Origin of the sequence: Zavarzinella formosa DSM 19928 (assembly GCF_000255705.1) — a bacterium.
Lineage (GTDB): Bacteria > Planctomycetota > Planctomycetia > Gemmatales > Gemmataceae > Zavarzinella > Zavarzinella formosa.
The window spans coordinates 447640-460595 of the sequence record NZ_JH636443.1 but is presented as its reverse complement, the minus strand read 5'-3'; the positions used below and the strand labels follow the sequence as shown (position 1 = coordinate 460595).

Genomic DNA, 12956 nt, shown 5'->3' with positions numbered 1-12956 from the left:
TTCCGCCATCTATCGGCGGGCTGTTTCCAATTCTCGGGCCGCGTTCGCCGGGGAATATTGTTCCCGCAATGGTTCGGCGGCTTTCACCAGCCGCATCCTCAAGTTTTCATCCGCAAACAGTCGCGTCATTTTTTTGCCCACGGTGGGCGGCTCGGCCGGTTCCATCAGCAGGGCTTGTTCGCCGTCCCGCAACATGGTTGAAAAAATCCGGGGGGCGATGATCGGCTTGCGGGCCGTCAGGGCCGCCATCACGCTTTCCTCGTTCGTGGCGATCACCACATCGGCGATTCCGAAGACCCCGGCCAGCGGCAGACTGGTGCCGACCAATCGAATCCGCGTTCCCTCCGGGGCCAGATTTCGGGTGAGTTCTTCCACTTCGGCGGCCTTCGGCCCGTCCCCGTGGATCAACAGGTAAATATCCGGCTGCGGATACCGGAGCATCTCGAATCCCCAGATCGACGGCAACGCCTCGATCTTCTCGAAGAGCCGGCTGGCGCTGGCAAACACAAATGCCGTCGGCGGGATGCCGAATTTCGCCAGTGTCTCCTCCCGGTTCAACGGCGGCGACTCGGGGGGAACGGCCCAAGGCCACGCCAGCGTGGCAAATTCCCGGTTCAAATAGCGGAAGGAAGCTCCGGGGATGTCCCCGCTGATCCACAGGTTCGAGAATTTCAGCCCGACACCGGCAAGGGCCACTGTCTTCGCCGCTTGTTGGCCCAAGGCGTGGATGTGACGATGTTGGGCCAACAAGCGGCGAAATTCCAGAAGTTTGCGGAAGTCCCAGATTCCCCGGCGATGTTCCGCGAGGTCGGCCACGGCAACCGGCTGACGGAATGATGGCCGCAACAAGGCCAGTTGATCCCGCAAGACCGGGTCGGAAACCACAAAGAGAGGGGAAGTCATGAGGCGTCGGGGGCGTCCAGGATGCCGATGTAGGGCAGGTTGCGGTATTCGTCGTCGTAGTCCAGTCCGTAGCCGACGACAAACTCGTTGGGGATGTTGAAGCCCACAAAATCCGGCTCGATGGCCACTTGCTGGCGTTCTCGTTTGTGCAACAGCACGGCCGTGCGAACCGAGGCCACCCCGAGGGTTTGCAAATGCCCGACCATGTGTTTCATCGTCGTGCCGGTGTCGAGAATGTCATCGATCAGGAGAATGTGCCGACCCTTGAGTTCGGGGAGCAGATCGTCCTGAATGTGCAGGGTTCCGGCGGTGGTCGCCTTCCCCCGATAGCTGGAGGCTTGCACGAGGGCAATCTTCAACGGCAGATCCAGCCGACGAATCAAGTCCGCCAGGAACACGATGCAGCCCGTCAGCACGCCGACGATGGTGATCGATTGTCCCTGATACGATTTGGCGATGTCGCGGGCGACCTCGTCGATCCGTTGTTGAATCTGCTCCGGCGTGATAAGAACGCGCATGCCGACCGCTCCGAAAACGCCCGATGAATGAGAGAGGTTTGGTAGAATTTACGAACCTGTCCCCGTTGATGCGAGACTGAAACAAATCCGTTCAAACCTTTTCCACCATCGCGTCAAACACCCGAACCTTGGCCCAGTTCACTTTGCACTCGTCAATGAACTTGTTGTGGGTCGGGTCTTCCTGATAGGCATCATGGGCTTCCCGGCTCTCGAAAACGATGTGCAGGCTCACATCCCAGGCGGTGTCGTTGACATCCCGTTTCAAATCGGCGACCAGCTTGCCGCAGCAGAAAAACACGATGCCGGGCTGGACTGTCAGATACTTCTTGCAGGCTGCCACTAGTTCGTCGGCCTTCTCGGGGGCGCTGTCTTTCAGGGTGAAGTAAACATCGTGGCACAGGAGCATGGGAGGAACCTCGGAAACGAGAGAGAATGTTTCCACCGATGTTACTCCGGCCCGCTTCCCCCGACCACCGGGCGTTTCGCGTTCGTCATTTTCCCGGCGATCTGCTATCCTCAATTTCAGAGTGTTCACCATGCCAGCGCCGTGATCGCCCGGCCTCTCTTCGAGTTTCGCCACCATGAAATGGGCCAAGTCCGAATACATTCTGAAGGGCGTTTTTCTCGGCCTGCTCCTGTTTGTCTCCCTGCAAAATCTCGACTGGCCCGAAACCGGCCGCCTCGCCCTCTTCCTCGGTGGCGGCCTTGGCCTTGGTTTGTTGATCGGGGCGCTGGGGCAATATCGCACTCTTCCCGGCCTCTTCCGCAATCCCGTCGGTTACTTCCTGTTCTTGCTCTTGGAAAACCCGCTGCTGATCTATGGCGGCATCATCCTCGGCTTGGGGGCCGGAACCGTTGATTATCTCCGCATCCTGTACGAAAGCATTCCCGAAGGGACGCCCAAGCCCGAAGAAACAACCGTCTTGGGTTTCTGCGTGCTGGGCGGGGCCGTCTTGGGGTATGGCCTCGGCGAGTTGCGACAAGCGACCGCCGGATATTACCGGCTCGCACTGGCGATGCTCGTTTGCGCCAGCGTGGGGGCGGGCATTTATTATTGGATCGATCAGGCCGACTTTTTGGCCGATCCCTCCCGTCGGGTGATCCTTGGCATGCACTTGTTGATGGGGATTCCGTTCTTCTACATGCTGGTGTTTGCCGGAGTGGCCGAGGAATCGGAAGTCGAGATCGCGGCCCTGTGCGCCACGCTCGGCTTGGGGTTGTTCTTGGTCAAGTTCCCGAAGAACATGCCCTCGCTGCCGTTGATTCTTCCGGTGGGCCTCTATTGCGTTTACACCATCCGGGTGATGAAACCGTTGCGAGTGTTTAAATACACGCTACGCGGCTACAGCCACAACGAAGTCGGCCAGATTCGCTCCTCGCTGGCGGCCTTCAACCGGGCCTTGCAACTTGACCCCCGCAATCACACGGCCAAGGCCGGATTGGTCCGGCTGCATCGCAACATTCAGGTGGACCAACTCGACAACGCCACCAAGCGATTGCTGAACCCGAACCTGTGCGTGACCGAGGCGGCGAACTACCTGTTGGCCGAGGCCACGCCGACGGCCGATCATCTGCGGGATGCAAACGCCCTGTTGAAGTTCGTTGCCGATCAATGGCCGGAAATGAAGGCCAACACCGATTATTATCGCGTGATCTCCGACACGCACGCCAGGGACTTGGACGCCGCCGCCGAGCGGTTGTCCAACCTGCTCGATCCGGCCGCGTGGCCGGCCGGGGATATTTTCCGCGATGCGATTTTGTTCGATGCGTGGCAACTGGCGTTGCGCGCCCACCCGACGTTGAAGACCCGTGTGGGGAATGTGCAAATCAACCTGCCCGGCCGCCGGATGGAAGCCCTGCGGGCGATCCAACGGCAACTTCGCACGACGCCGACCGACCATGTGGTGCTGGACTTCCGGGCCGAGTTGTTCGATCCGTTGACGGAAGAGGAATACAAGAACGCCGCCTCGACGCCGCTCATCGATTTCAGCTATGAATTCGCCGAGGAACGCGGGCTGGCTTTGGCGGCCACCCCTGATCACTGGCAACAGGGAATGTTTTTCCTGCGGGTTGCCGCCCACGGCCAGCCGGAACGCTCGCCGGGCTTGTTCCTGAAACTGGCCGAGGTAAGCGAACAACACGGCGAGAAGGAAACCGCTCTCGACTATCGCCGCAAAATCCGCGATGTCGGCCAGGCTTTTGGTCCAACGAACATGGCCGCCGACCAACAGAAGATTTACTTCGACACCGTGAAGAAACTTGGCGAAGAGGCGACCAAACGGGAAGACTGGCCCGAGGCCATCCGCAATGTCTTGCTCTCCACGCAAGCCGAAAACAGCGGCAAGGAAACCCTGCGGACGCTGGCCCAACTATACGAGAACAACAAGCAGGTGATGCTCGCCCTGCGAACCACCGAGGACGCCCTGACCCGCGGGGCCGACAAGGATTTGAACGAACGCAAGGACCGTTATTACTATTCGGTCGAACCGGCCGAATTGAAGATCAAAGCCGAGGATGTGCGGTCTTACTTCGACACCAAGTATTGCATTCGCAAGGCGAAGCAACTTCTTGACGGCAACAGTCAGGATTTGGATGTGATTGATTGGGCCAATCATCTCGCCACGCTGGCGACGGTGATGGAACCGAACAATCTGGTTGGCAAAGTTCAAATGGCCCGCTGCCATCTGCGTCGCGGCGAACGGGACGACGCGATGCGTCTTCTCGAAGACGTGAACGAGATGAAACCCTCCGGCGAGGCGGAGCGGGACGCTTGGGAATGGACCCTGCGGCAAATCGGCGGCCTGTATCTCGACGAATACAACCGGCCTGATTTGGCCGTCGAGGTATTGCTGAAATTCTCCGGCTCCGAAAAGAGCGGCGCGAGAACCCTCTACGACCTTGGCCGGGCCTACGAGGCCAACAACGACTTGGGCAAGGCGCTGGCTTACTATCACCAAGCAGCCTCGTTCGAGGACAATCCAATCCGTTGGGATGCGGAAGACGCGATTCGCCGGTTGAAGGAACGCGGGGCGACCCCGAGCGAATTGAACTGACGAACCAGATTCGTGATCGTTTGACCCATCCGAGACGCACATGCCATTGTTGACCAATCTTCAAACCAGCCGGGGCCGGCCGTTGCCCCTCGGCGTCCGTTCTATTCAAGGCGGTTTGAATTTTTGCTTGTTATGTCGGCACGGCACATCGGTCACCCTCATCATCCAGTCGATTGACGAAAATGATGACACGATCATCGCCCGGATTGACCTTCATCCGAAGGTCAACCGCACCGGCGATCACTGGCACGTGATGGTGTGCGGCCTCCCCGCCGAGGGGTTTCGCTATGGCTGGAAGGTGGATGGCCCCATCGGGCACGGCCATCGCTATGATTCCACCCAAACCCTGATTGATCCCTGCGCCCCGTTGCTCTCCGGCGGGGCGGTCTGGGGGGCGGCCTGCGAATTCGACCGGCATAAAACCTCCCGTCGCAGCCTGTATTATCACGGGCCGCACTATGACTGGAAAAATGACGCCCCGCCGCTTGTTCAGCATGAAGAATCGCTGGTCTACGAACTTCATGTCCGGGGCTTTACGTGCCACCCGAATTCGGCCGTCTCCCATCCTGGCACGTTCTCCGGGTTGATTGAAAAAATTCCCTATCTGAAGTGGCTCGGCGTCACGGCTGTCGAACTGCTTCCCATTCATGAATTCGACGAGTGTGACTGTGCGTTTATCAACCCGAAGACCGGCGAGCGGAACCGGAATTTCTGGGGTTACAACACTCTGTCGTTCGCGGCCGTGAAGGCTGGTTATGCCGCCAGCGCGCCGAACCACGGGCAGATCGGCGAATTCCGGGACATGGTCCGGGCCTTTCACGACGCGGGCATGGAGGTCTGGCTGGACGTGGTGTTCAACCACACCGGCGAAGGGGACGACCGCGGCCGGACATCGTCCTTCCGCGGGCTGGACAATTCGATGTATTACATGCTGACACCGGATGGCCGGTATCAGAATTTCACCGGGTGCGGCAACACGCTGAATTGCAACCACCCGGTCGTGCGGGATCTCATCCTCAGTTGCCTCCGGTTCTGGGTCGGCGAAATGCACGTCGACGGTCTTCGCTTTGATCTCGCCTCGATCATGGGGCGGGATTCCAAGGGGAATGTGCTGGCCGAGCCTCCCATCGTGGAGATGATCACCGAGGACGGCGTCCTCCGGGACACCAAACTGATCGCCGAGCCGTGGGACGCGGCCGGTCTCTACCAGGTTGGCGGTTTTCCCTATGGCCCGCGCTGGAGCGAATGGAATGGCCGCTTCCGGGACGATGTGCGGCGATTTTGGCGGGGCGAGCCATACACCATCGGCCCCCTGGCCACCCGCCTGAGCGGCAGCGCGGATCTTTATGCCTGGTCCGGCCGGTTCCCCCGGCACAGCGTGAACTTCATCACTTGCCATGATGGTTTCACGCTGTGGGACATGGTGAGCTACAACCACAAGCACAACATCGAAAACGGCGAAGACAACCGCGACGGGATGAACGAGAACGATTCTTGGAACTGCGGCATCGAGGGGGAAACCGACGACCCGCATGTGCTGCTCCTCCGGCAGCGGCAGGCCAGAAACTTGATGGCCACCTTGCTGTTGTCGCAAGGCGTGCCGATGATCACGGCCGGGGATGAGTTCCTGCGCACGCAAAAGGGCAACAACAACGCGTGGTGCCAAGACAATGAATTGAGTTGGGTGGATTGGTCCCTCAAAGAAAAGAACAAGGACTTCCTGCGCTTCACGCGGGAGATGATCCAGTTCCGCAAACGTCATCCGGCCCTGCGCCGCAAGGGATTCTTTCAGGGAGAGTTTGTCCGATCCCCCGCCATGCCGGTCGTCGCTAGTTCGGATAGCGCGCTGCTGGCGATGCCCTCGGCGAAACCAACCGCCCATCCGCCCGTTCCCCCGTCGTTGCAAGGGCTGGCGGATATCTACTGGCACGGCGTGGAACCGTTCGGGGCCGACTTCTCCGAGCATTCGCGGGTGATCGCCTATACCATCGACGGTCGTTACACGGGCCGCGCTGATATTCTGGGGGACACGTCGGACAACGACATTTATGTGGCGATCAACGGCAGCGACGTGGCAATGTCGTTCCGCATCCCGCCGTCGCCGCAGCGTAAGAAATGGCGCCGCGTGATCGACACCGCCTTGCCCAGCCCGCAAGACATCGTGCCGGAAAGCGAAGGATTGCTCATCCCCGAAGGTAGCCGCTACACGGTCGGGGCATTCGCGTTGGTGGTGATGGTGTCCTCGGATTTGAAGGATGAGGGATGAGTTTTCAGTTTTCAGTTTTCAGTTGAAACCGTCGCTTGACGGTATCTTCCAGCAATAATTGTGCTTTGCTGAAAACTGAAAACCAAGCGAATCAAAGAAGTGTCAAAAGCCCTCTTCGCGCGGGTGTGTGTTTGAGATTATAATCGTTGTTATCCGCGGGAGAGGACTTCCTCGCGGGGCATCGGTGAGGGTGCAACATGGCCGGATCAGGCAAACGACCACAATCAAGTACCAGCACGGCGCTGGGTCGGCTGGCGAACCAGACTCAGCAAGACTTTGAACTCGAATTCTTCGCCGGCATCTTGGATCATCATCCGGAATACGTGGAGGCCCTGAAGGTCCACGCCAAGAATCTCGCCCAGGCAAAACGGCACGACGAAGGCGTGGAGTTCGACTCCCGCATTACCCACCTGCGGCCGACCGACTCGCTGGCTCATTACAATCTGGCCTGCAGCTACGCCCTCACCCGCCGACTGGACGAAGCCCTTGAGGCCCTTCGCCGGGCCGTCGAACTCGGCTACCGCGACTTCACCTTCATTCAACAAGACCGCGACCTCGACCCCGTCCGCAAAGATCCCCGTTTCCGGGCGATCCTGCGGGAATTCAAGAGCCGGTGAGTTTCGCCTCTCATTTCTTTGGCCGCCGCCGGGAATGCCAGCGTCCGGAACGCATGGAGAAGAACGTGTCCCGGCTTTTTCCAATTCTTGGCCTGATTCTCCTGACAGGTTGCTCGTCTTCGGTTGTCCAGCCTCCGGAGACAGACAAGATTCATCATGCTCTCGATGAACTCGCGGCCGGTCGCGGTGAATGGGACAAGTTTTCCATCACCTACGACGACATGCACGGCTTTCACGGCGGATTGACACTGACGATCCACGGCGACGGGCAGATTGAGCGGCAAATTGTCATCAATCATGCCGAGGTTCAAACGGGCAAAACGCTCTTGGTGCCGAAGGAAGACTTGGAGAAACTCCTGGCCTTGCTCCGCGAATTGAGAGTTTGGGAGCAACGCACAGCCGAGCGAACCTCGTTGCCCGACGAGAGCCGTACCGAGCTAACGATTCATTATGGAGACAACAAGACCACAATTTGGGAGTGGTACAATGAGATGTCAGCCAATGCCCGCATTGAGAAAGTGCATGATTTGATGTCTCAACTCGTGCGGAGCCAACAGCAACCTCCGCAATAGTGAAGCCACGAGAAAAGGCATCAACCCGGCCTGTCTTGCAAGCATTCCACCAATCGGTGTTCAAACACCAGCCAACCGCCGGGGATGTCCCTGGCGAACACTTCAACCCGGCTGTCCCGTCGGTGGCTGGTGGCCCATGTCACCGTCTCGGCGCCGGTGCGGTTCACGATCACCCAGTCTTCCTTCAGGTGAAACACACCTTTCAAGCGGCTGATGCCCGGTGTTCCGGCGAACAGGGCCATCAGGCGGTCTTCGTCAAACACATCGCCTGGGGAAAAGATCCAGCCGCAGGCGCTCGGGCTTTCCTTGCGGACCGGGCGGCCGGGCGTGGGAAACGCCAACAACTTCGGCGAGGCATGATTGTGATCGGCGTGAGCCTCGGGGAAGATCGCCTGCCGGGTCGGATCGGCGCCGAGATCGAGCCAAGCGGGGTCGAGTGTTCCCCTTTCGATCACGGCCACATGCAGTTTCGGCGGGAAGAGTTCCCGGCCCCATTTCATAAATTTTGTTTTGGTGTCGGCGTCGGCTGTGTCGGCTTTGTTCAGGACCAGCACATCGGCCAGTTCCATTTGATCGCGGAACACCGGAGATTCGGCCAGCGGTGGGCAGTTGAAATCGCTTGGCGAGACAACGCAGACAGTGGCCCGCAGGTCCACGAAGCGGGCGATGTTCGGCCGCCGCAAGTCCTCGATGATGCGGGCCGGGTGGCCGACGCCGGTGGTTTCGATCAGCAGGCGTTCCGGCCGGACGTGTTCCAAGACCTGAGCCAGCGTGAAGTTAAACTCCTCGGCCGACGTGCAGCAAACGCAGCCCCCCTCGACCTCGCGGATGTCGAGCGTGCCATCGGCGGCATCGCGGAGGATCGCCCCGTCGATGCCGACTTCGCCGTATTCGTTGACAATCACCGCCCACCGCGAACCGGCCGGGCGCGTGCGGAGAAGATTCAGAATGGCGGTCGTCTTGCCCACACCGAGAAACCCGGTGATCAAGTTCGCAGGCACTGGCTTGGAAAAATCATTCACATTCGGCCTCCAAAAATTATTCTCCGATACGTCTCCTCACCGTACAATCCCCGGACAAACATTAATCACACCCGGAGCCGATTTCGTGGCTGATCTCTCCCTTTCCCGCCGGAAGTTTCTGGCCGCGACGGCGACAACCGTTGGCGCGATGGCCATCCCCGCATTTGCCGCGGACAAGCCGAAGAAGCTAGTAATGATCGCCGGGACGCCAAGCCACGGCCCCGGCGCCCACGAGTTCAACGCCGGCACACTACTGCTCGCCAAGTGCCTGAAAGGCTTCCCCGGTTTGGAACTGAGCGTCAACCTAAACGGCTGGCCAAAAGATGAAACCGTGTTCGAGGGAGCCGACGGCATTTTCATTTATGCCGACGGCGGAGGAGGGCATCCGGCCGTGCAGAAGGACCGATTGGTGAAGATCGACCAATGGATGAAGAAGGGCGTCGGCCTCATGTGCGCCCACTACGGCGTCGAGGTTCTCAAGGACAAGGGAGGCCCCGAATTCCAACGCTGGATCGGCGGCTATTACGAAAACAGCTTTTCCGTCAATCCGATGTGGAAACCGGAGTTCAACGAATTCCCGAAGCATCCGATCACCAACGGCGTGGGACCGTTCGCCGTTGACGACGAGTGGTACTTCAACATGCGTTTCCGGCCGGAGATGAAGGGCGTCACGCCAATCCTGACGGCCAAGCCCTCCGACAAGGTCCGCGAAGGGCCGTATGTGTACCCGCGCGGGCCGTACCCGCACATTCAGGAGGCGAAGGGCCGGCCGGAACACATGATGTGGGTCGTCGAACGGGAGGACGGCGGCCGGGGCGCGGGCTTCACCGGCGGCCATAATCATCTAAACTGGAAAAATGACGGTTTCCGCAAGGTTGTTCTAAACGCCCTGGTCTGGCTGGTTAAACTCGACGTGCCCGCCAAGGGGGTGGAATCGTCCGTCACGGACGAGGATATCAAAGCCAACTTGGACCCGAAGGGTCAGAAGAAATAGCAAAACCCCGCCCATCGCCTTAATAACATCATCAGGCCAGGCGGACAAAGGATGCCCGTCCGTTTGGCTCGGAAGCTCGCGGTTTCTCGCCCCGCGTTCCCTCCAAGACAGATTGTTCACCGGCGCGGAGAATGGAAGCACGGCGTGTCAGCGATTGAAACGACGGATACCACCGCCGCCCCGCCCCCGGCGAGACCGTCTGTCCGTCCCTTCCGGTATTTCATCGAAATCTTGCTGTTCGCGGCCGTGTATTATGCGGTCGGCAAGCTCGGCCTGCTCCTCTGCCTCAAGGGCTGCTCGACTCCCATCTGGATACCCACCGGTCTCTCTCTGGCGTTCATCTGGTTCCGCGACTGGCGATATTTGCCGGGCATTACTCTCGGGGCGTTATTGGTTGATGTGACCACGGAGGTGTCGTGGTGGGCCGGCGTCATTATGGCAACCGGCAATACGTTGGAGGCCTGGGCCGGTGTCTGGCTTCTGCGGAAAGCGGGCTTCTGCCCCCGGCTTGAGCGCATGCGGGATGTGGTGGCTCTGGTCGCCTTGCCGATGGTGTTCAGCACCCTGATCAGCGCCCTGTTCGGGGCAGTTGCTTTGGCGTTGTCCGGCGGGGTGGCGCTTGAGGATTTCGTGGTTTGGTGGCTGGGCAATGCCCTCAGCGTCGTCGTCGTCGCCCCGCTGTTGATGACTTGGCGGAAGGGGGGGATCGCCCGGCTGGCTGGCCGGCCGTGGCGGGAAATATTGCTCGTCTTCGCCGGATTGTTCGGGGCGACGATCTTCGCCTTCACGATGAAATCCTCCGACCCGCATGATTTCATGTTGTTGGTTCTCACCGTGCCTTTCCTGACCGCCGTGGCTCTCCGGCACGGTCCGCGCGGGACAACAGCCGCCGTGTTTTCCGTTTCCATCATCGCCATCCTGGGCACGGTGGGCGGGACCGGGCCGTTCAATTCGGATACCCTGATTTCGAGTATCACCCGGCTGGATGTGTTTCTGGCCGTGATCGGCATCCAAGCCATGATCGTTTGTTCGTTGATGCAGGAGCGAAAGCGAACGGAAAGCACCCTGCGGACGGAACACTCCACGTTCACCTATGCGGAATCACTGGCGAAAATCGGCAGTTGGCAGTGCGACATCCGGGGAAAATTCATTTGGTGGTCCGATGAAACTTATCGAATGTGCGGCCTTCCCGTCAGCGAATCGCCCGGCACCAAGGAAGAGTTCATTGCCCAATACGTTCATCCCGACGACCGCGAGCAGGTTTTGCGCGAGACCATGTTGGCGGCCGAATGCAAGACGCCCTGTTATGTCTGCTTTCGTCTGGTGATGCCGGACGGCCGGGTCAAACACATCGAATGGCAGGGGCGGTCCCGGTTTTTATCCGATGGAACATTCATCGAATACATCGGCACGATGCAAGACATCACGGAGCGAGTTGCCGCCGGGGAGGCCCTGAAAGCCAGCGAATCCCGCTATCGCCTCCTCGCCGATCACGCGAGCGACGTGATCACCCGGCAGTCAATGGATGGCACGTTCCTCTACCTGTCGCCGTCGATCACCAACCTGATGGGATTCTCGCCCGAGGAAATGGTTGGCCGGATGCCGTTTGAATTCATCCATCCGGACGATGCCTCTTATGTGAGGAAGGCCAAAGAGGGGTTGACCGAGGCCGTCGTCACGCTGACCTTTCGCGTCCGGCACAAGGCCGGGCATTATCCGTGGGTCGAACTGTGCGGCAGCATCATCCAGCCGCAAGAGGGGGAGCCGGAGATCATCTGCCAGCTTCGGGACATTTCCGAGCGAAAACGTCTGGAGGAGCAGATCCAGCAATCGCAAAAGATGGAGGCCATCGGCCGGCTGGCCGGGGGAATCGCCCACGACTTTAACAACTTGCTGACCGTCATCAACGGCTTCAGCGAAGTGCTGGCGGAAATGCTTCCCGAAAGCAGCCCCGCGCTCCCGCTGGTGACGGACATCCGTCAGGCGGGGTTGAGAGCCGCCGGGCTGACCAAGCAACTCCTGGCGTTCAGCCGCCGGCAACTCGTCAGCCGCCGGGTGATGGATTTGAACGAGGCGGTGAAGAACTCCCATTCCCTGCTCACCCGGTTGATCCGCGAAGACATCCGGCTTGGGATCGTCCCTTCTGCCAGCCGGGCCGCCATTCTCGCCGATCCGGGGCAGATCGACTTGGTGGTGATGAATCTGGTTGTCAACGCCCGCGACGCGATGCCCGCCGGGGGCGAGATCACCATGACGGTGTCGCACCACACGGTTGTCGGCGAGGGAGAATTGGGCGAGATGCCCGCCGGGGAGTACGTTGTGCTGTCCGTCGCGGACACCGGCGACGGCATCGACGACGCGACCAAGACCCTGATCTTCGAGCCATTCTTCACCACCAAGGAGCAAGGCAAGGGAACCGGCCTCGGTCTGGCCACCGTGTATGCCATCATGCAACAGTCGCGGGGCCGGATCACGGTGGAAAGCGAAATCGGCCGGGGGACCACCTTCCGGTTGTTCTGGCCGGCCGAGGAGTCGCCCTTTTCGTCATTCCCGCCGGAGAAAGATCAGGTCATCGTCAATCTCGGGGACGGCGAGGTGATTCTGGTGGTGGAGGACGACGATTCCGTTCGGAACCTCACGTCACGGGTGTTGCGGGATCGCGGCTACCGGGTGCTGGAGGCCGGGGACGGGCTGGAGGCAATGCGTCTGTGCGAGAGACGGGGGATGCCGGTTGATTTGGTCGTCACCGATGTGGTGATGCCCCACATGAACGGCCGGGAACTGGCCGGCCGGCTGCAACGGATGTGGCCCCATGTTCCGATTTTGTTTCTTTCCGGCTACACCAATGACGCGATCCTGCGGCAACACATTCGGGAGCAAAGCGTCGTGCTGCTCACCAAGCCATTTTCGGCGGAAAGCCTGTTGAACAAGGTGCGTGAACTGCTCGACGACAAACCCGTCCGGACTCAAAACGCCGACACCCAATCTTGACGGAGGGCAACCCGCTGGTG

10 protein-coding genes are annotated in these 12956 nt (G+C 59.9%); 6 read left to right on the top strand and 4 right to left on the bottom strand.

Going from position 1 to position 12956, the window contains the following annotated elements:
* Positions 1-9: 9 nt before the first annotated feature.
* From BGIM_RS0127325 to BGIM_RS0127315, 3 genes are all read right to left on the bottom strand, one after another.
* On the bottom strand, positions 10-903 hold the full coding sequence (locus BGIM_RS0127325) for a glycosyltransferase (protein WP_020472883.1): 894 nt from the start codon (positions 901-903) through the stop codon (positions 10-12).
* On the bottom strand, positions 900-1421 hold the full coding sequence (hpt, locus tag BGIM_RS0127320) for a hypoxanthine phosphoribosyltransferase (RefSeq protein ID WP_020472882.1): 522 nt from the start codon (positions 1419-1421) through the stop codon (positions 900-902). The genes BGIM_RS0127325 and hpt overlap by 4 nt, the downstream gene beginning before the upstream one ends.
* Before the next feature lie 91 nt (positions 1422-1512).
* Positions 1513-1863: a Dabb family protein gene (locus tag BGIM_RS0127315; RefSeq protein WP_238537725.1), complete on the bottom strand. Its 351-nt coding sequence runs from the start codon at positions 1861-1863 to the stop codon at positions 1513-1515.
* Between the two features lie 139 nt (positions 1864-2002).
* Between BGIM_RS0127315 and BGIM_RS0127310 the strand changes: the two genes are divergently transcribed.
* The 4 genes from BGIM_RS0127310 to BGIM_RS0127295 all read left to right on the top strand — a co-directional run bounded on the left by BGIM_RS0127310 (position 2003) and on the right by BGIM_RS0127295 (position 7929).
* Positions 2003-4474: a tetratricopeptide repeat protein gene (locus BGIM_RS0127310; protein WP_020472880.1), complete on the top strand. Its 2472-nt coding sequence runs from the start codon at positions 2003-2005 to the stop codon at positions 4472-4474.
* 40 nt (positions 4475-4514) lie between these two features.
* A complete protein-coding gene (glgX, locus tag BGIM_RS0127305) occupies positions 4515-6740 on the top strand; it encodes a glycogen debranching protein GlgX (protein ID WP_020472879.1) in 2226 nt (741 codons plus the stop codon).
* A 197-nt stretch (positions 6741-6937) separates the two neighbouring features.
* The gene (locus tag BGIM_RS0127300; protein ID WP_020472878.1) at positions 6938-7357 is read left to right on the top strand and encodes a TPR end-of-group domain-containing protein; all 420 of its coding nucleotides are present in this window, start codon (positions 6938-6940) and stop codon (positions 7355-7357) included.
* A 65-nt stretch (positions 7358-7422) separates the two neighbouring features.
* Positions 7423-7929: a hypothetical protein gene (locus tag BGIM_RS0127295; protein WP_157369455.1), complete on the top strand. Its 507-nt coding sequence runs from the start codon at positions 7423-7425 to the stop codon at positions 7927-7929.
* 20 nt (positions 7930-7949) lie between these two features.
* On the opposite strand, the gene BGIM_RS52660 is transcribed toward BGIM_RS0127295, so the two are convergent.
* On the bottom strand, positions 7950-8951 hold the full coding sequence (locus BGIM_RS52660; protein ID WP_084760100.1) for a CobW family GTP-binding protein: 1002 nt from the start codon (positions 8949-8951) through the stop codon (positions 7950-7952).
* On the opposite strand from BGIM_RS52660, the gene BGIM_RS0127285 reads away from it, so the two are divergent.
* Both BGIM_RS0127285 and BGIM_RS58365 read left to right on the top strand, forming a co-directional pair.
* On the top strand, positions 8911-9945 hold the full coding sequence (locus BGIM_RS0127285; protein ID WP_020472875.1) for a ThuA domain-containing protein: 1035 nt from the start codon (positions 8911-8913) through the stop codon (positions 9943-9945). The two genes, BGIM_RS52660 and BGIM_RS0127285, sit on opposite strands and share 41 nt — an antisense overlap.
* Before the next feature lie 144 nt (positions 9946-10089).
* Positions 10090-12936, top strand: coding sequence for an MASE1 domain-containing protein (locus tag BGIM_RS58365; protein ID WP_020472874.1), 2847 nt, complete (start codon positions 10090-10092; stop codon positions 12934-12936).
* The last annotated feature ends 20 nt before the right edge of the window (positions 12937-12956 follow it).

Coding starts and splice junctions, on each gene's coding strand:
- glgX (WP_020472879.1), top strand. CDS start 4,515: ATGCCATTGTTGACCAATCTTCAAACCAGCCGGGGCCGGCCGTTGCCC.
- hpt (WP_020472882.1), bottom strand. CDS start 1,421: ATGCGCGTTCTTATCACGCCGGAGCAGATTCAACAACGGATCGACGAG.
- BGIM_RS0127300 (WP_020472878.1), top strand. CDS start 6,938: ATGGCCGGATCAGGCAAACGACCACAATCAAGTACCAGCACGGCGCTG.
- BGIM_RS0127325 (WP_020472883.1), bottom strand. CDS start 903: ATGACTTCCCCTCTCTTTGTGGTTTCCGACCCGGTCTTGCGGGATCAA.
- BGIM_RS0127310 (WP_020472880.1), top strand. CDS start 2,003: ATGAAATGGGCCAAGTCCGAATACATTCTGAAGGGCGTTTTTCTCGGC.